General features: G+C 62.8%; 18 protein-coding genes. 12 read left to right on the forward strand and 6 right to left on the reverse strand.

What is annotated here, in order from left to right; genetic code table 11:
• The first annotated feature begins 66 nt into the window (after nt 1-66).
• Nucleotides 67-1,692 (forward strand): tetratricopeptide repeat protein, encoded by a 1,626-nt coding sequence (locus tag E4L98_RS02400; protein ID WP_135199969.1) that lies wholly within the window; start codon nt 67-69, stop codon nt 1,690-1,692.
• 11 nt (nt 1,693-1,703) lie between these two features.
• Complete coding sequence (locus tag E4L98_RS02405; RefSeq protein WP_135199970.1) at nt 1,704-1,958, forward strand: PAAR domain-containing protein; 255 nt, start codon at nt 1,704-1,706, stop codon at nt 1,956-1,958.
• Between the two features lie 13 nt (nt 1,959-1,971).
• Here E4L98_RS02405 and dctA read toward each other — a convergent pair whose 3' ends face one another.
• Together dctA and E4L98_RS02415 are read right to left on the reverse strand one after the other, a co-directional pair.
• Complete coding sequence (gene dctA / locus E4L98_RS02410) at nt 1,972-3,309, reverse strand: C4-dicarboxylate transporter DctA (protein ID WP_135199971.1); 1,338 nt, start codon at nt 3,307-3,309, stop codon at nt 1,972-1,974.
• Nucleotides 3,310-3,442: 133 nt separating this feature from the next.
• Nucleotides 3,443-4,609, reverse strand: a complete 1,167-nt coding sequence (locus E4L98_RS02415) for a mandelate racemase/muconate lactonizing enzyme family protein (RefSeq protein ID WP_135199972.1) — start codon at nt 4,607-4,609, stop codon at nt 3,443-3,445.
• A 93-nt stretch (nt 4,610-4,702) separates the two neighbouring features.
• Here E4L98_RS02415 and E4L98_RS02420 point away from each other — a divergent pair, with 93 nt between their 5' ends.
• Nucleotides 4,703-5,647: a LysR family transcriptional regulator gene (locus E4L98_RS02420; RefSeq protein WP_135199973.1), complete on the forward strand. Its 945-nt coding sequence runs from the start codon at nt 4,703-4,705 to the stop codon at nt 5,645-5,647.
• A 23-nt stretch (nt 5,648-5,670) separates the two neighbouring features.
• Here E4L98_RS02420 and E4L98_RS02425 read toward each other — a convergent pair whose 3' ends face one another.
• A complete protein-coding gene (locus E4L98_RS02425; RefSeq protein WP_167761258.1) occupies nt 5,671-6,402 on the reverse strand; it encodes a sensor histidine kinase in 732 nt (243 codons plus the stop codon).
• A gap of 211 nt (nt 6,403-6,613) precedes the next feature.
• Here E4L98_RS02425 and E4L98_RS02430 point away from each other — a divergent pair, with 211 nt between their 5' ends.
• The 4 genes from E4L98_RS02430 to E4L98_RS02445 are packed head-to-tail and all read left to right on the forward strand — an operon-like array spanning nt 6,614 to nt 9,132.
• Nucleotides 6,614-7,486: a prepilin peptidase gene (locus tag E4L98_RS02430; protein WP_135199975.1), complete on the forward strand. Its 873-nt coding sequence runs from the start codon at nt 6,614-6,616 to the stop codon at nt 7,484-7,486.
• Complete coding sequence (gene coaE / locus E4L98_RS02435; protein ID WP_135199976.1) at nt 7,483-8,133, forward strand: dephospho-CoA kinase; 651 nt, start codon at nt 7,483-7,485, stop codon at nt 8,131-8,133. Before E4L98_RS02430 ends, coaE begins: the two co-directional genes overlap by 4 nt.
• A 60-nt stretch (nt 8,134-8,193) precedes the next feature.
• Nucleotides 8,194-8,949: a cell division protein ZapD gene (zapD, locus tag E4L98_RS02440; RefSeq protein ID WP_135199977.1), complete on the forward strand. Its 756-nt coding sequence runs from the start codon at nt 8,194-8,196 to the stop codon at nt 8,947-8,949.
• 9 nt (nt 8,950-8,958) lie between these two features.
• Nucleotides 8,959-9,132, forward strand: coding sequence for a DNA gyrase inhibitor YacG (locus tag E4L98_RS02445; protein WP_135199978.1), 174 nt, complete (start codon nt 8,959-8,961; stop codon nt 9,130-9,132).
• Between the two features lie 63 nt (nt 9,133-9,195).
• On the opposite strand, the gene mutT is transcribed toward E4L98_RS02445, so the two are convergent.
• Genes mutT through argJ form a run of 3 tightly spaced genes read right to left on the reverse strand, consistent with a single transcriptional unit; the run spans nt 9,196 to nt 11,697 of the window.
• Nucleotides 9,196-9,591, reverse strand: a complete 396-nt coding sequence (mutT, locus tag E4L98_RS02450; RefSeq protein ID WP_135199979.1) for an 8-oxo-dGTP diphosphatase MutT — start codon at nt 9,589-9,591, stop codon at nt 9,196-9,198.
• On the reverse strand, nt 9,588-10,457 hold the full coding sequence (locus tag E4L98_RS02455) for an ATP-binding protein (RefSeq protein WP_135199980.1): 870 nt from the start codon (nt 10,455-10,457) through the stop codon (nt 9,588-9,590). Before E4L98_RS02455 ends, mutT begins: the two co-directional genes overlap by 4 nt.
• 1 nt (nt 10,458) lies before the next feature.
• Nucleotides 10,459-11,697, reverse strand: a complete 1,239-nt coding sequence (argJ, locus tag E4L98_RS02460) for a bifunctional glutamate N-acetyltransferase/amino-acid acetyltransferase ArgJ (protein WP_135199981.1) — start codon at nt 11,695-11,697, stop codon at nt 10,459-10,461.
• Between the two features lie 338 nt (nt 11,698-12,035).
• On the opposite strand from argJ, the gene E4L98_RS02465 reads away from it, so the two are divergent.
• The 5 genes from E4L98_RS02465 to E4L98_RS02485 all read left to right on the forward strand — a co-directional run.
• On the forward strand, nt 12,036-13,250 hold the full coding sequence (locus E4L98_RS02465) for a porin (RefSeq protein ID WP_135199982.1): 1,215 nt from the start codon (nt 12,036-12,038) through the stop codon (nt 13,248-13,250).
• A 16-nt stretch (nt 13,251-13,266) separates the two neighbouring features.
• Nucleotides 13,267-13,674, forward strand: coding sequence for a type 2 periplasmic-binding domain-containing protein (locus tag E4L98_RS02470; protein WP_135199983.1), 408 nt, complete (start codon nt 13,267-13,269; stop codon nt 13,672-13,674).
• A 79-nt stretch (nt 13,675-13,753) separates the two neighbouring features.
• Nucleotides 13,754-15,745 carry a sensor histidine kinase gene (locus tag E4L98_RS02475; RefSeq protein WP_135199984.1) on the forward strand — a complete coding sequence of 664 codons (1,992 nt, stop codon included), beginning with the start codon at nt 13,754-13,756 and terminating at the stop codon, nt 15,743-15,745.
• An 80-nt stretch (nt 15,746-15,825) separates the two neighbouring features.
• The gene (locus tag E4L98_RS02480; RefSeq protein WP_135199985.1) at nt 15,826-16,533 is read left to right on the forward strand and encodes a hypothetical protein; all 708 of its coding nucleotides are present in this window, start codon (nt 15,826-15,828) and stop codon (nt 16,531-16,533) included.
• Nucleotides 16,530-16,904, forward strand: a 375-nt coding sequence (locus tag E4L98_RS02485; RefSeq protein ID WP_503826136.1) for an HAD family hydrolase, incomplete at its 3' end; no start/stop codon positions are given. The genes E4L98_RS02480 and E4L98_RS02485, both read left to right, overlap by 4 nt.

The raw sequence follows: 16,904 nt of genomic DNA on the forward strand, positions 1-16,904 counted from the left end.
AATGACCACCGGATTTATTTTTCCGTTTGAAGATGAGCGCAGCACGAAAATTCGTTTAGGATAATAATGCGCCGTTTAACTCTAGGTGTTTTTTATACCACGGGATCGATCATATTTATCGCCATTTTTTTTACCTTATATCACAAAGAATTCATGATACGAACTGAACCTTATTTATCAAAAAATATGATACCGTTATTCAACCCGCACATGCAGTCCTTCGAATGCGCATACGAAGCTCAACAACTTCCTCCGGTAGATGCACAAGCGGAAGCCTGGTTCTTAAATGCCCAGAGTCTATACTCGCCCGAGATCTTTTTTCGGGATCGCGACTACCAGCGAATCACTCAGTTGTTGGCTAGAGCCGCTAACCGTCATCATTGGAAAGCCATACTCAACCTTGCCTCGTTGTACCTCGATGACAATAATTCTCAACGAGACGAAAAATACGCCAAGACTTTAATAGAGTCCGGGATCAAATTAGGAATACCTACCGCGTACGACCGCATGGGAACCTACTATAGCACTGGTACCTACGTGAAAGCAGACCCAACTCGTGCTTATGCACTTTGGCAAAAGGCTGCAAAGATGGGAAGTCCTTCGGCTCAAGCCTTCATTGGTGAAAAGCTCAACGCAAGCCATGACAGCACCGATGGGACTTTCTGGGCAAATCGGAAGGTTTCGCTGCAAATGCTAATTTGCGCTATCGCTCAAGGCAACAGTGATGCAGCCTATAACCTTTCCTTCAGATATGCGTTACAACCGGACCGCGCGGCGACTAGGGAAGAAAAGCAATACGCATTACTCGCTACGCATCACGGAGTCAGGCTTGGCTGTGAAAAATGCGCAAATAAACTATTCCTACAATTTAGCAATCCTTTTGACCTTGACGAGATGATAGTCCCGTTTATTGATGAGGCGCGCGCAAAACGCTATTTCACGCTAGGAAAAGCTCTTGAATTCGACCATTTTCTTCGGTTTCCAAATCTGGACAAAGTGGTACCACTACCCCCAGCACCGCTACCACCATGGAACGGTGATCGCGACACCTTGGTTAACGCCGCCATGGGTGTAACGCCAGTACACTTTTTTGATGAGTCTATCCTCCCGGGCAAATCACGCTTTGATGTGCAGCCGCCATTTGCACTCCACAATACCCACCAAACTACCGACGCCAAGCAGGCGCCGAAGGAAGGGTACTGGCGACCGCTTGGTCCGGATCAGCAGCCGGTAATTGACGAATCAGGCAAGCCTGTCCGGCCAGGGCTGTACAAACAAAACGAAACCTTCACGTCATTTTTCCTCCCGCACAGCAAACCCGCAAAGCCGATTGAAAATATCCGCTGGGAATACTGGATCACGACTTGGGGCGACCGGGAAGCCGTGGAACCCCGTGCGCCGAAGGATCTGATCCGCGTCGTGCCCCGTCCTACTCCGTTTGTCAGCAGTGCGTCAGACCAGCCCTGCCCGCGAACAGGCACTTGGCAGCCTTGGGTGCCGGCTGATCACCCGCTCGCGCAGCTCATCAACCAGCATTGGCGGCAGGCGTGGGTGGTGGCCGGCCAGCCTTTCCCTCAGCCTAAAACCGATTGGTGGCTCGACCTGCCCGACTTGAAAATCACCTGGCACCTGATGGATGACACGCCAGTCAATATCAATCAGCCACTGCCCCCATCGCGGGATTCACAGTGAAGGAATATTTCATGAGACATGAAGGCCGCGGCGTCATCCGCGTCAATGATAAAACCGACCATGGCGGCGAGGTGGTTTCCGCATCATCGGGCACCACGGTGATGGGCCGCCTTGCCGCACTGGACGGCGATTTGACCTTTTGCCCGCGCTGCAAGGGCAAGTTCCCGATCAAGCCGGACGGTGCAGGAGCGAGGCATGAGGGCCGTCCCTATGCTTATCAGGACGACCTCACCGCCTGTGGTGCCAAGCTGATTTCTTCGCTCTAAGCCGGAGCGGCGCTCAGGCTCTATGGCCCTCCGCTTTCGCCGGGACGACGGAGGTGTAAGCTGGCGTTTCGCTGGCGGGCGTGGTGCCGGCCGGCGCCAGTTCGCGACGGTCCAGCACGGCCCGCGCCTGCGCCAGGTCCAGTTTCTTCTCCCAGCGAGCCACCACGACGGTGGCGACGCCATTACCAACCAGATTGGTCAGCGCGCGCGCTTCGTTGAGGAAGCGGTCCACGCCCAACAGCAGCACCAGCCCCGCCACCGGTATCTTGTGCATCGACGCCAGGGTCGCGGCCAGCGCCACGAAGCCGGCGCCGGCCACGCCGGCCGAGCCCTTGGAAGTGAACAGCAGCACACCCAGCAGCACCAGCTGGTCCCACAAGCTGAGGTCGATATTCAGCGCCTGCGCAATGAAGATGGCAGCCATGGTCAGGTAGATTGCCGTGCCGTCGGCATTGAAGGCATAGCCGGTCGGCAGTACCAGGCCCACCACCGGTTTCGGAATGCCCATGCGCTCCAGCTTGACCAGCATCTGCGGCAGCACCGCTTCGGTCGAAGCCGTACCCAAGGTCACCAGCAATTCATCCTTGATGTAACGGAGGAATTTGAACAGCGACAGCCCGCACATCCGCATCACCGTGCCCAGTACCACCACGATGAACACGATCGAGGTCAGGTACAAGCACAGGATCAGCTCGCCGTACGAGGCCAGCGTGCCGATGCCGTACTTGCCGACCGTGAACGCCATGCCGCCGAACGCGCCCAGCGGCGCCACGTACATGGCGATGCGCACCACGCCGAACATCCCGTGCAAAAACATGTCGAGGATGTCGATGAACGGTTCGACCGGCTTGCCCAATCGCGCCAGCGCGATCGCGAACAGCAACCCGAAGAAGATAATCGGCAGCATGTCGCCATTGGCAAACGCGCCGACCACGCTGTTCGGTACGATATTGATGATGAAGTCCAGCGCGCCGCCCTGCTGGTGCGCCTTTTGCGCATAGGTCGCCACTGAGGCGCCATCGATGTGCGCCGGGTCGATGTTCATGCCGGCGCCCGGCTTGAACAGGTTGACCACCACCAGCCCGATCGCCAGCGCGAAGGTGGACGCCACTTCAAAGTACAGCACCGCCTTCAGCCCGACGCGGCCGGCCGAGTGCACGTCGTTCATGCGCGCCACGCCGACCACGATGGAGGCGAAGATGATCGGCGCCAGCAGCATCTTGATCAGCTTGATGAACAGATCGCCGAGCGGTTTCAGTTGCTCGCCCAGGCCGGGCATGTAATGGCCGAGTATGGTCCCCGCTACGATGGCGATCAAGACCTGAACGTAGAGTTTGGATAGGTGTCGCATGCATGTCTCCTTGCAATGCTGATGGCAAACGCGAGCGCGTAACAGCACCGGCGGCGCTGCTACGTCGATCACTACGGATGAGTTGGAGACCGCGCCTCTTGTATGCCGGGCGCTGTGGATGGTCGGTCCGCGGTCAGGCGGACAGTTTCTGCATTTCCGCGTACAGATCGGCCTTGCCTTCAAAGCCGATGCCCGGCAGGTCCGGCATGGTGATGTAGCCGTTGTCGACCTTGACGCCATCCGGGAAGCCGCCGTACGGCTGGAACAGGTCCGGATAGGACTCGTTGCCGCCCAGGCCCAGGCCGGCCGCGATGTTCAGCGACATCTGGTGGCCGCCGTGCGGAATGCAGCGCGCTGGCGACCAGCCGTGCTCGCGCAGCATGTCCAGCGTGCGCAGGTATTCGACCAGGCCGTAGCTGAGCGCGCAGTCGAACTGCAGCCAGTCGCGGTCGGCGCGCATGCCGCCGTAGCGGATCAGGTTGCGCGCGTCCTGCATGGAGAACAGGTCTTCGCCGGTCGCCATCGGGTTCTTGTAATAGTTGCGCAGCGTGGCCTGCAGCTCGTAGTCGAGCGGATCGCCCGGTTCCTCGTACCAGAACAGGTCGTATTGCGACAGCGCCTTGGCATACTTGATGGCGGTGTCGAGGTCGAAGCGGCCGTTGGCATCCACCGCCAGCTTCTGGCCGTCCTGCAGTACCGACAGCACGCTATCGATGCGGCGCAGGTCCTCGTCCAGCGATGCGCCGCCGATTTTCTTCTTGACCACGGTGTAGCCGCGGTCGATATAGCTGCGCATCTCGTCCTTCAGCTTGCCGTGGTCCTGACCCGGATAATAGTAGCCGCCGGCGGCGTAGACGAAGATCTTGCGGTCCGGTTGACCGTCGCCGTAGCGCTCGGCCAGCAGCTGGAACAGCGGCTTGCCTTCGATCTTGGCCACCGCGTCCCAGATCGCCATGTCGATGGTGCCGATCGCCACCGATCGCTCGCCGTGGCCGCCCGGCTTCTCGTTGGTGAACATGCAGTTCCAGATCTTGTGCGGATCGAGGTTGGTGCCGGCGTCGTCGACCAGCGAGGCAGGATCGGCTTCCATGATGCGCGGGATGAAGCGCTCGCGCATCAGCTTGCCCTGGCCATAGCGGCCGTTGGAGTTAAAGCCGTAGCCCACCACCGGCTTGCCGTCGCGGATCACGTCGGTGATCACCGCGACCAGGCTCAGGGTCATTTTGCTGAAGTCGATGTAAGCGTTGCGGATCGGCGAGCTGATCGGCATGGTCTGTTCGCGGATGTCGACGATTTTCATGGAGTGTCTCCTGGGTGTGTCTGGAAAAACCGTAGATTAATCCCGGCCGACCCATCTATAATTCACTTCAATTCAATACTGAACTGAATGCCGATGAAGACCGAGCCGACTTCGGACATGCAATTCTTTGTGCTGGTGGCGCGCCACGGCAGCCTGTCCGCGGCCGCGCGCGCCATCGACCTGACGCCGCCGGCCGCCACCAAGCGGCTGGCCACGCTGGAAAGCCGGCTTGGCGTGCGCCTGCTGAACCGCACCACGCGTAGCGTCAGCCTGACCAGCGAGGGCGAAACCTATCTGCGCCACGCCACCCGCATCCTGGCCGAAATCAGGGAAATGGAAGACGCGGTGTCGCAGGCGCGCGCGACGCCGCGCGGCCTGCTGCGCGTGAATGCCACGCTGGGCTTCGGCCGCACCACCATCGCGCCGCTGATGTCGGCGTTTGCGCTGCGCTACCCGGAAGTGGAGCTGCAGATGGACGTCACCGACCGGCCGATCGACCTGGTCGAAAGCGGCTACGACCTGGCGATCCGCTTCGGCGCCCTGCCCGACAAGCGCCTGAACGCGCGCCGCATCCTGTCCAACCGGCGCTTCCTGTGCGCCTCGCCCGGCTACCTGGAGCGCCATGGCACGCCGTCCAGCCTGGCGGACCTGGCGCAGCACCGCTGCATCATCCACCGCCAGAACGACGACGCCTACGGCATCTGGCGCTTCACGTACCACGACCACAGCGAGGTGGTGAAAGTGCATGGCATGTTGTCCAGCAATGACGGTGACATCGTATTGGGCTGGGCGCTGGACGGGCACGGCATTCTCATCCGTTCAGAATGGGATCTGGCCAAATACCTGGACAGCGGCCGCCTGAAAATCGTGCTGCCGGAATTTACGCTGCCGTCTGCCGACCTGTTCGTCTACTACCCGAGCCGGCGCAACCAGACCATCCGCGCGCGCGCGTTCATCGATTTCCTGGTCGAACATTTCCGGGTACCGCAGAATGACGGCGGCCGCCAACGCATCGCTGGTGCAAGGCCGGCGGACTGAAAGGGGAACGGCGAGGCGGGCGGTCAGCTGCGCTGCTCGGTGCGGCTCAGCCACGCCGCCAGCCGGTGCTGCCAACCCAGCGGACGCGGCACCTGGTAGCAGATCCGGCCCGATGCGCGCAGTATCACTTCCGTGCCCCGCTCAGGCAGGCTCATCAGATCGAGCGTACCGCCCAGAATCGCCGCCCGTTCGCGCAAGGCGGCGAAGCTGCGCGGCGGCTGCGCCATGCCGCGGCCGTTGTCGCGCACGTACACGGTGAGGAACTCGCAGCCATAAACCAGCTCCAACTCCACATGGTCGGCCTGCGCGTGCCGGAAGGCGTTGTACAGCGCTTCGCGCGTGATGCTGTAGATCTCTTCGCCGCGGTCGCCATTGACCTGGGCCACATCGCCGGTCACCAGCATGCTGAAACGCGCATGGAAGTTTTCCCGCAGCGACTGGCCGACCGCCGCCAAGGCCTGGGCCAGGTTGTCGCCATAAACCACCGGAATGCGCAGCGCCAGGATCTGGTGGCGGCCTTCCGCCAGCACCTCGTCGGCCTGGTCGAGGATGTGTTCGATGGTGGCGCGTTCGGCGCTGTCGTGCGGCAGGCGGTCGCTGACGCCCTGGAAGCGCAGGATCATGCCCTGCATGCTTTGCAACAAGGTATCGTGCAGGCCGGTGGCCACGCGTTCGCGCTCCGACAGCAAGCGAACGTGGGAGGCATAATCGCGCCGCAGCCGGCGCAGGCAAACCAGAAAGACGGAGCCCAGCATCAGGCACGCGAGCAGCAGCCCAAGCATCATGATTAAGGGGGTGGACGACAAGACGAAGCTCCGGGCGGAAAAGCAGAGGCATCACATTGCCACCAATTGAATCTTATTACCATCTCTCTGACGAGGGAGTGCAACCAGAAATAAGCATCCGCAAGGGAGTGCGAATGCTTTAAGATGGGGCCGTGCCAATTTATGCTAGCTCACCACACCCATGCTGCAATCGACCCTGTTGTTCGCCGCGCCTGGCGACCTGCCCATCAGCCTGATCGCCGCCCTGTTCGGCCTGCTGATCGGCAGCTTTCTCAACGTGGTGATTCATCGTCTGCCTATCATGATGCAGCGGGAGTCCGACAACTACGTGGCCGAAGAAAGCGGCCAGCCGCATCCGCACACGGCGCGTTACAACCTGGTCGTGCCGCGCTCGGCCTGCCCGCATTGCGGCCACCAGATCACGGCCATGGAAAACATCCCGGTGCTCAGCTGGCTGGCTTTGCGCGGCAAATGCAGCAGCTGCAAGGCGCCCATCTCGGCGCGCTACCCGCTGGTGGAACTGCTGACGGCGGCCCTGTCCTTCCTGGTGGTGTGGAAGCTGGGCAGCGGCGGCGCCGGCCTGGGCGGGCTGTTCTTCCTGTACTCGCTGATCGCCATGACTTTCATCGACTATGACACCAAGCTGCTGCCGGACGACCTGACGTATCCGTTGATCTGGGCCGGCCTGCTGATCAACATCAACGCCACTTTCGTGCCGCTGCGCGACGCGGTGATCGGCGCGGCTGCCGGTTATCTGGCGCTGTGGTCAGTGTACTGGCTGTTCAAGCTGGTGACCGGCAAGGATGGCATGGGCTATGGCGACTTCAAACTGCTGGCCGCGCTGGGTGCGTGGCTGGGCTGGGCGATGCTGCCGATGATTATCCTGCTGTCGTCGGTGGTGGGCGCGCTGGTCGGCGTCGCCCTGATCGTGTTTGCCCGGCGCGCCCGCAACAACCCGATCCCGTTCGGCCCCTATCTGGCCGCGGCCGGGCTGATCGTCCTGCTGTACGGTGCGCCGCTGGCGGCCTTCACCATGGGCGTGGTTCAGCCATGAGTGCGCCCGTGTTTGCGGTTGGCCTGACCGGTGGCATCGGCTGCGGCAAGAGCACGGTGGCGGACATGTTCGCCGCGCGCGGCGCCAGCATCGTCGACACCGACCAGATCGCCCACAGCATGACCGCGCCGGGCGGCCCGGCCATGCCGGCGATCCTGGCGGAGTTCGGCCCCGAGTTTGTCGATGCGAGCGGCGCCATGGACCGCGCCCGCATGCGGGCGCTGGTGTTCAGCGACCCCGGCGCGAAAATCCGGCTCGAAGCCATCCTGCATCCGCGCATCCGCGACGCCGCGCTGGCGGCCGGCGCCGCCGCCACCGGCAGCTACGTGATCTACGCGGTGCCGCTGCTGATCGAGTCGGGAACCTGGCGTGCACGGGTTGCGCGCGTATTGGCGGTAGACTGTCCAGTCGAAGTGCAAATCGCGCGGGTGATCGCCCGCAACCACCTGCCCGAAGCGCAGGTGCGCGCCATCATCGCCAGCCAGGTCAGCCGCGAGGAACGGCTGGCGGCGGCCGACGATGTGATCGACAATGGCGCGGGCCTGGACGCGCTGGCGCCGCAAATTGCGCGTTTGCACGACTTATATCTAGCAAATTCGCTGGCATTTTCTCGTAGAACGGCAATAATGCCTTCGCAACGTTTGTAATTTTGCTTGGCTTGCTTCAAAATCACGGGAATTCAGGTCCATCTATAGAGGGATGTTATTTTGATCGTCTACGAATATCCTTTCAACGAGCGCATCCGCACGTTGTTGCGCCTGGAGGATTTGTACGAGAAATTCAAGTTCTTTGTGCATCAAGAACATCCCATGCAGCACCACGTGGCGCTGGCCACCATCTTCGACATGCTGGAAGTGGCCGGCCGCGCCGACCTGAAATCCGACCTGCTGCAGGAACTCGAGCGCCAGCGCCAGACCCTGCTCAGCTACCGCATGAATCCCAACGTGGAACCGCAGATGCTGGATGCCATCCTGGCCGAGGTCGATGGCGTCAGCAGCGCGCTGGTCGCGGCCCAGGGCAAGACCGGCCAGAATGTGCGCGACAATGAGTGGCTGATGAGCATCCGCGGCCGCACCATCATTCCGGGCGGCGCCTGCGAATTCGATCTGCCTTCCTATTACGCCTGGCAGCAGCGGCCGGCCGAGCAGCGCTTCAACGACATCGCCAACTGGTTCGCGCCGCTGGCGCCGCTGTTCGACGCGCTGGGCCTGGTGTTGCGGCTGCTGCGCGATTCGGGCGGCCCGGTCAAGATGATCGCGGCGGCCGGCAGCTACCAGCAGATGTTGCAGGGCAAGGTGTACCAGATGCTGCGGCTGACGCTGGACGAGGCGCAGGGCGCGATCCCGGAGATTTCGGCCAACAAGTACATGCTGTGGGTACGCTTCACCACCCAGGGCGGCGACCTGAAACCCAAGCCGCTGGAAGATGATGTACCATTCGAGCTCACGCTGTGCAACTTCTAATGTAAGCTCATGACCACTGTAGTTGAATGTCCGACCTGCGCCGCCAAGGTGGAGTGGAAGCCGGAAAACAAATATCGCCCGTTCTGCTCGGAACGCTGCAAGAAAATCGACCTGGGCGCCTGGGCCGAGGAAAAATACGTCATCCCCGCCGCGCCGCCCAAAGACGCCCACGACGAAGAATAACCCCTTGGGGACAGACCACGATTTTGCAACGAAGTTGCAAAATCGTGGTCTGTCCCCAAGTCGTTAGATGTAGCGCACCTGCTCGAGCCACTCCAGCAAGGGGATGGTGGCCGGCAGCAGCGGTTCCACGGCGACCGTGCCCTGCCAGGCAAACGCCTGGCCTTCCAGGCTTTGCGGCTCTCCCGACCAGTCGCGGCTGATGTAGAAGTGCAGCCGCACGTGGGCGTGCGGGTAGACGTACTCGACGCCGCACCACTCTTCCGCGCTGTGAATGGTCAGGCCCAGTTCTTCCACAAATTCGCGTTTCAGGGCGTCCAGGATGGTTTCGCCCGGATCGACCTTCCCGCCGGGGAATTCCCAGTAACCGTCATACGGCTTGCCCGCCGGGCGCTGGCCCAGCAGCACATCGCCATTCGGCTTGATCAGCACGCCCACGGCGACATCGACCGGTTTGCTCATGCCAGCCTCCCCGCGTAATCCTTGGCGAACTGCCACGCCACCCGGCCCGAGCGCGAGCCGCGCTGCAGCGCCCATTGCAGCGCCTCCAGGCGCGCGCCTTCGATCTGCTCGGGCGTGCAGCCCAGCGAGGCCAGCCAGTGACCGACGATTTCCAGGTAATCGGCCTGCTTGAACGGATAAAAGGTCAGCCACAGGCCGAAACGCTCGGACAGCGAAATCTTTTCTTCCACCGTCTCGCCCGGATGCAGATCGCCATCCTCGTCATGCTTGTAGCTCATGTTGTCGGACATGCGCTCCGGCAGCAGGTGGCGGCGGTTGGAGGTGGCGTAGATCAGCACATTGTCCGACTGCGCGGCGATGCTGCCGTCCAGCGCCACCTTCAGCGCCTTGTAGCCGCTCTCGCCTTCCTCGAACGACAGGTCGTCGCAGAAGACTACGAAACGCTCCGGCCGCCCCGCCACCAGGTCGACGATATCAGGCAGGTCGGCCAGATCGGCCTTGTCCACTTCGATCAGACGCAGGCCGTCGGCGGCGAACTGGTTCAGGCAAGCCTTGATCAGCGACGACTTGCCGGTGCCGCGCGCGCCGGTCAGCAGCACGTTGTTGGCCGGCTTGCCGAGCACGAACTGGCGCGTATTCTTTTCGATCTGCTGTTTCTGCGGACCGATGTGCCGCAGATCGTCCAGCGCGATGCGCGACACGTGCGCCACCGCCTGCAGGTAGCCCGGCGCGGTGCCGCGCTTGCGCCAGCGGAAGGCGTGACCGCCTTGCCAGTCCGGCTGCTGCCGCGCCGGCGGCAGGATGGCTTCCACGCGCGCCAGCAGAGCCTCGGCGCGCGCCAGGAATTGTTCGAGGGCCGCCGACATCTTACGAACGGTAGTCGGCGTTGATCGAGACGTAATCGTGCGACAGGTCGCAGGTGTACACGGTGGCGCTGGCCGCGCCGCGGGCCAGCCTGACGCGCACGGTGATCTCGCTCTGCTTCATCACGCGCTGGCCGTCTTCTTCCTTGTAGTCCGGATTGCGGCCGCCGTTCTTGGCCACCCACACGTCATCCAGGTAGAGGTTCAGTTTGGATACATCCAGATCATCCACGCCGGCATAGCCGATCGCCGCCAGGATGCGGCCCAGGTTGGGATCGGAGGCGAAGAAGGCGGTCTTGACCAGCGGCGAGTGGCCGATCGAGTAGGCGATCTTGCGGCACTCTTCCACGCTGGCGCCCTCTTCCACGATGATGCTCATGAACTTGGTCGCGCCTTCGCCGTCGCGCACGATGGCCTGGGCCAGGAACAGCGCCAGCTCGGTCACCGCGTCGCGCAGCTGTGCGTATTCCGGCTGCTCCACCGAGCTGATTGCCAGCGTACCGGCGCCGGTGGCGATCAGCATGAACGAATCGTTGGTCGAGGTGTCGCCGTCGATGGTGATGCAGTTGAACGAATGGTTGGCCGCGTGTTTGACCAGCTCATCCAGCACCGGCTGCGCCACCTTGGCGTCGAGCGCCAGGTAACCCAACATGGTCGCCATGTTCGGCTTGATCATGCCGGCGCCTTTCGAGATACCGGTCATGGTCACGCTGTGGCCGCCGATGGTGACGGTGCGCGAGCCGGCCTTCGGCTGGGTATCGGTGGTCATGATGGCTTCGGCCGCGTTGTACCAGTTATCGGCCTTCAGGCCGGCGATGGCTTGCGGCAGGCCGGCGATGACTTTCGCCGCGGGCAGCGGCTCCAGGATCACGCCGGTCGAAAACGGCAGGATCTGCGCCGCGTCCACGCCCAGCTGCGACGCCAGCGCGCTGCAGGTCTGGTTCGCCAGCGACAAGCCCAGCTCGCCAGTGCCGGCGTTGGCGTTGCCGGTATTGACCAGCAGCGCGGCGATCGGCTTGCCGCTGGTTTTGGCGGCCTGCAGATGGGCCTTGGCGATCTGCACCGGCGCGGCGCAGAAGCGGTTCAGGGTGAACACGCCGGCCACGGTGGCGGTCGGCGCCAGCTTCATCACCAGCACATCCTTGCGGTTCGGCTTCTTGATACCGGCTTCGGCAAAGCCGATTTCTACCCCGGCGACGGGCTTCAGTTCGGAGGCAATGGGCAGAGGGGAATTGACGGCCATATTCGTGATCTCGTGGGTGGAAAGAGGGAGCCGCTATTGTAATGCCTGACACGCGCACTGCGCGGTTTGTGACTTGCGGTACGCGTGGCAAACTTTCGCATTGATCAAAAAGCTACTGTAGCGATACCGTACAACTTGTTGTTTTCACGCGCTTTTTTGCGCAAAAGCCACAAAACTTTAGAACCTTGTTTCAGATTCCGCGCGGTTTAACGTTTTCTCATTTCATGCTGTATGGAAATTAGTCTAGGGTAACAACCAATGCCCAATCCCCGCATTACAAGAGACAACAAAGACGGCATAACCGTCTGACCACAACAACCCCCAAGGACTACCACCACATGAAAAAGCAACTTTTAGTCGCTGCTGTAATGGCGGCTGCCGCCGCTATGGCGCACGCCGGTTCTCTCGACCAGGGCAACCTGAGCATCAGCGGCTTCGGCACGCTGGGCGTCGCCAAGAGTAATACCGACCAAGCCCAGTTCGCCCGTTACAATCAGGCCGAAGGCGTGGGCGACAGTGTCCGCCTGGGTCTGGATACCAACCTGGGCCTGCAGGCCACCTATAAAATCAACGACTGGCTGTCCGGCACCGCGCAGGTGCTGACCCGCAAGAACACCAGCCCCAACTTCAGCACCGACCTGACCTGGGCCTTCCTCAAGGCGCGCATCAACGATGAAATCTCGGTGCGCGTGGGCCGCGTGGTGGTGCCGACCTTCCTGATTTCCGATTACCAGAACGTCGGCTATGCCAACACCATGATGCGTCCGCCGATCGAGATGTACGGCCAGGCTCCGATCGAAAACTCGGACGGCGCCGACATCAACTACCAGCACGCCTTCGGCGACCTCAACTTCACGGCCCAGGCTTTCGTCGGCGTCAGCCGCGGCAAGCTGTTCGTGTCGTCGGGTTCCGGCTCGACCGCCACCTACCGCGCACCGGACGCCGGCATCAGCCTGTCCGGCGAATACGGTCCGTTCATGGTCCGCGTGGCGCATGCGCGCGCCGACATGACCATCAACGACCTGCAACCGATCAACAGTCTGACCAGCACGCTGACCAGCGTCGGCTTCGCCCAGCTGGGCAAGGACCTCGGCTTCAACGATGGCAAGAAAGTCGCCTTCACCTCGGTCGGCGGCACCATGGACTGGAACAACATCGTGGCCCAGGCCGAATACGCCCAGCGCCGCGCCAAGGAACCGGTCTACCTGGCCGACACCAACGCCTGGTACGCCATGGTCGGCTACCGCATCGGCCAGTTCCTGCCGTACTACGCCCACGCCTCGTCCAAGGGCGCAGGCAGCAGCGTGAGCGTGCCATCGGCGCTGGCCAAGGTGCCGACGCTGAACGCGGCCGTCACCGGCCTGCTGACCTCGTCGCAACAGAGCAGCGACCTGATCGGCGTGCGCTGGGACTTCGCCAAGTCGCTGGCCCTGAAAGTGCAGGTCGACCGCGTCAAGCCGGAAGCCAAGTCGGGCTGGCTGATCCACACCCCGGCCGCCGGCTACAACAAGGACGTCACCGTCGTTGCCGCCGGCCTGGACTTCGTATTCTGATGGGGAGACGATAAAAATGAAAAAAATCCTGAGTGCATTGATCCTGGCGGCCCTGGGTGGCGCGCTGCTGCCCGCGTCGGCGGAAATCGTCGTCATCGTCAGCAAGCAGAACCCGGCCACGCGCATGTTTTCGGAACAGGCGTCGCAATTCTTCCTGGGTAAATCCAACCTGTTCACGCCGGTCGACCAGGCCGACGGCTCGCCGATCCGCAACGAGTTTTACAAGAAGGTGGCGGACAAGGACGCGGCCCAGGTGAAAGCCCTGTGGTCCAAGCTGGTGTTCACCGGCAAGGCCACGCCGCCCAAGGAATATCCGAACAGCGCTGACGTGAAGAAAGCAGTTGCTGCCGATCCCAAGGCAATCGGGTATATTGACAAGTCGGCAGTTGACGATACCGTCAAAGTGATCCTGACCCTGCCTTAACGCCAGTTGGTCCACCCCGCCATCCGCACCGGATGGCGGGGGCGTACGCTCCTGGCATCGCCCATGAGGAGAGTACGTTTTGAGCTTGTCGCTACGCGCGAAATTTCTGATGCTGAGCGCCGTGATCCAGGCGCTGGTGGTCGGCCTGCTGATCTGGAACAGCCTGCGGCTGATGAACCACGCGGTGCACACCAATGCCGAACGGGTCGCACAGGAATACGCGGTCACGCTCAACCTCTCCCTCAGTCCGTACGCCACGCGCGGCCGCCTGCCCGAGCTGACCGGCCACCTCGCCGAGATGCTGGCCGATCCGGACGACAGCTATCTGCGCTATCTCGCCATCCTCGACGAGCAGGAACGTCCCATCATCGAAGTCGGCCGGCGCGACATGCCGCTGCCGGCCGTGCTGCGCAGCGCCGCCGCCGCCAGCTACAAGGGTGTGCGCACCGTGATCGACGGCGCCACCCTGCACGCGCGCTCGCCGCTGCTGCTGGCCGACAACCGCGTCGGCAGCATCAATTTCGGCCTCAGCACCAAAGATCTGAAGCAGGCGCGCGACGAAGTGATGATGCAGGGCAGCGCCATCGCGCTGATCGGCTTCGCCTTGGGCGTGCTGATGTTTTACGTGTTCACCCATGGCATCGGCAAACGCCTGCAGGCGCTGACCGGGCAGGCGCAGCAGGTGGCGCTGGGCGATTACAGCGAGGCGCTGCCGGTGCGCGGCACCGACGAAATCGCCCTGTTTGCGCGCACGCTGAACGCCATGAGCGAGGCCATGCGCGAGCGCATCGCCCGGCTGGAGCAGTCCGAACACCGGCTGTCGGAATCGGAGGCGCGCTTCAAGACCCTGTTCGAGATGGCGCCGCTGCCGCTCACCGTGTCCGACCGCGATGGCCACATCATGGCCGCCAACCGCGCGCTGCGCGCCACCTTCGGCCCGGCCGCCGACAACCTGATCGGCAAGCGCAGCGACCAGGTGCCGTTCTGGGCCAGCCCGCTGGAACGCCAGCGCATCTGGAAAATGTACCGCGACGAGGGCGCGGTGCAAGGCGCGGTGGCCGGCGTGCTGCTGCCAGACGGCAGCGTCGGCAGCGTGGCGATCTGGTCGTCGTCGCTGACGCTGGACGGCAATCCCGCCATCATCTGGGCGTTGCTGGACCTCACCGAGGAACTCAACGCCAAGCGCGAACTGAAAGAGCTGAACACCTCGCTGGAAACCCGCGTGCGCGAACGCTCGGCCGCGCTGGAGCGTGCCAACGCCGATCTCAGCGCGGCGCTGCAGACGCTGCAGCACACCCAGCACGAACTGCTGGCGTCGGAAAAGATGGCGTCGCTGGGCTCGCTGGTGGCCGGCATTGCGCATGAGCTCAACACGCCGATCGGCAACAGCCTGCTGGCCTCGACCGCGCTGCGCGACCGCGTGAGCGAATTCGACGCGCGCATGGCCGCGGGCGCACTGCGCCGCTCCGAGCTGAGCGCGCACCTGGAGGAAGTGCGCACGGCCAGCGAGCTGATCTCAGGCTCGCTGCACAAGGCGGCCGAGCTGATCTCGTCGTTCAAGCAGATCGCGGTGGACCAGACCAACGACCAGCGCCGCGCGTTCGACCTGCGCGCCGCGGTGCAGGACACCATCGCCACCTACATGCCGCGCCTGCGCCGGGTGCCGTGCGAGGTAGTGCTCGAGATCCCGCCGGGCGTGATGTTCGATTCCTATCCGGGCAGCTTGTACCAGATCCTGAACAACCTGATCACCAACGCCCTGGCGCATGCGTTCGACAGCCGCCAGGGCGGCACCATCCGCATCCGCGCGCAGATCACCTACGACGACATTGTCGAGCTCAGCTTCAGCGACGATGGCTGCGGCATGATCGACGACGTGCTCAAGCGTGTGTTCGATCCCTTCTTCACCACCAAGATGGGCCAGGGCGGCACCGGGCTGGGCATGAATATCGTGTATAACATTGTCACCGGCGTGCTGGGCGGGCGCATCGCCATCGAATCCGCGCCGGGCGCCGGCACTACCGTGCGCATGCTGCTGCCGCGCGTGGCGCCGCAGCGCGAGACTAAATAAGTTATCTTTGGTAAACTGGCCCATCGCTGGGCCGGCCGGCCGCGGCGCAATCCGCATCGCAGGGTGCAACTGGAGCGTACATGGTCCCTACAATTATTTTCCCCTCGATGAATCCGGAACTGTGTGCGTTTGCGCGCGCCTTCATTCCGCCCGAGTGGCCGGTGATCGTCAAGGACGGCAACCCCGAGCGCCATTTCGACGAGCTCAAGACGCTCGACATCCAGACCAAGTGGGCCGTCAACGTCGACGAGGATTGCTTCGTCATCAACCCGCAGGCGATCGTGGAGCTGATCGCCCACATGGAAGCATCGGGCTACGACACGGCCGCGATCCAGGACGGCGCCAGCAACCTGCGCGCCCATAACCCGGTGATGTTCAACCCGTTCTTCTTCGTGTTCAACGTCGCCAAAGTCCAGGCGGTGCCCAAGGTCACCACCGACATCCCGACCATGGTGGCCACCAGCCGTCAGTTCGCGCCGCTGCAGCGCTACTTCGATCTGCCGTTCGAGTTCGACGGTTTCGAACCATACTACCCGTTCTTCACCGACCTGCTGCTGGCCGGCCTGCGGCCGCTGTTCCTGAACAACCATGCCTGGGAAGCCTTCGACCCGGCCCCGACCGGTCTGGGCAAGCCAAGCATCGTGCTCGACGAACGCGGCAACGAACTGTGCATCCACGCCTGGTATTCGCGCCTGTACCACGAGCCGGTGGTGCGCGCGCGCCTGGACGCCTGCATCCGCTACGCCTACGACCAGCGCCGCAAACTGCTGGGCCTGCCGCCAGCATGAGCCAGGTCAGCACCGTCTCGCTGCCCGGGCGCGGCTTCGACGCCTTCCTGTTCGACATGGACGGCACCATCCTCACCTCGATCAAATCGGCCGAACGCGTGTGGGGCATCTGGGCCGCCGCCCACGGGCTGGACGTGCAGAAGTTCCTGCCCACCATCCACGGCAAGCGTTCCGAAGACACCGTGCGCGCGCAGAACCTGCCGGGCATCGATCCGGTGGTGGAAGCGCAGCGCATCACCCTGGCCGAAATCAACGACGTCGACGGTATCGACGCCATCACCGGCGTGGCCGACTTCCTGGCCAGTCTGCCGGCGGGGCGCTGGGCCATCGTCACCTCCGCGCCGCGCCGGCTGGCGGCCGCGCGCATCGCC

This window comes from Duganella callida (assembly GCF_004614165.1).
Classification (GTDB): Bacteria; Pseudomonadota; Gammaproteobacteria; order Burkholderiales; family Burkholderiaceae_D; genus Rugamonas; species Rugamonas callida.

Bases quoted from the DNA above. Each gene is read 5' to 3' on its own strand.
- E4L98_RS02400 (WP_135199969.1), top strand. From the start codon at position 67: ATGCGCCGTTTAACTCTAGGTGTTTTTTATACCACGGGATCGATCATA.
- E4L98_RS02405 (WP_135199970.1), top strand. From the start codon at position 1,704: ATGAGACATGAAGGCCGCGGCGTCATCCGCGTCAATGATAAAACCGAC.
- dctA (WP_135199971.1), bottom strand. From the start codon at position 3,309: ATGCGACACCTATCCAAACTCTACGTTCAGGTCTTGATCGCCATCGTA.
- E4L98_RS02415 (WP_135199972.1), bottom strand. From the start codon at position 4,609: ATGAAAATCGTCGACATCCGCGAACAGACCATGCCGATCAGCTCGCCG.
- E4L98_RS02420 (WP_135199973.1), top strand. From the start codon at position 4,703: ATGAAGACCGAGCCGACTTCGGACATGCAATTCTTTGTGCTGGTGGCG.
- E4L98_RS02425 (WP_167761258.1), bottom strand. From the start codon at position 6,402: ATGCTGGGCTCCGTCTTTCTGGTTTGCCTGCGCCGGCTGCGGCGCGAT.
- E4L98_RS02430 (WP_135199975.1), top strand. From the start codon at position 6,614: ATGCTGCAATCGACCCTGTTGTTCGCCGCGCCTGGCGACCTGCCCATC.
- coaE (WP_135199976.1), top strand. From the start codon at position 7,483: ATGAGTGCGCCCGTGTTTGCGGTTGGCCTGACCGGTGGCATCGGCTGC.
- E4L98_RS02445 (WP_135199978.1), top strand. From the start codon at position 8,959: ATGACCACTGTAGTTGAATGTCCGACCTGCGCCGCCAAGGTGGAGTGG.
- mutT (WP_135199979.1), bottom strand. From the start codon at position 9,591: ATGAGCAAACCGGTCGATGTCGCCGTGGGCGTGCTGATCAAGCCGAAT.
- E4L98_RS02455 (WP_135199980.1), bottom strand. From the start codon at position 10,457: ATGTCGGCGGCCCTCGAACAATTCCTGGCGCGCGCCGAGGCTCTGCTG.
- argJ (WP_135199981.1), bottom strand. From the start codon at position 11,697: ATGGCCGTCAATTCCCCTCTGCCCATTGCCTCCGAACTGAAGCCCGTC.
- E4L98_RS02465 (WP_135199982.1), top strand. From the start codon at position 12,036: ATGAAAAAGCAACTTTTAGTCGCTGCTGTAATGGCGGCTGCCGCCGCT.
- E4L98_RS02470 (WP_135199983.1), top strand. From the start codon at position 13,267: ATGAAAAAAATCCTGAGTGCATTGATCCTGGCGGCCCTGGGTGGCGCG.
- E4L98_RS02480 (WP_135199985.1), top strand. From the start codon at position 15,826: ATGGTCCCTACAATTATTTTCCCCTCGATGAATCCGGAACTGTGTGCG.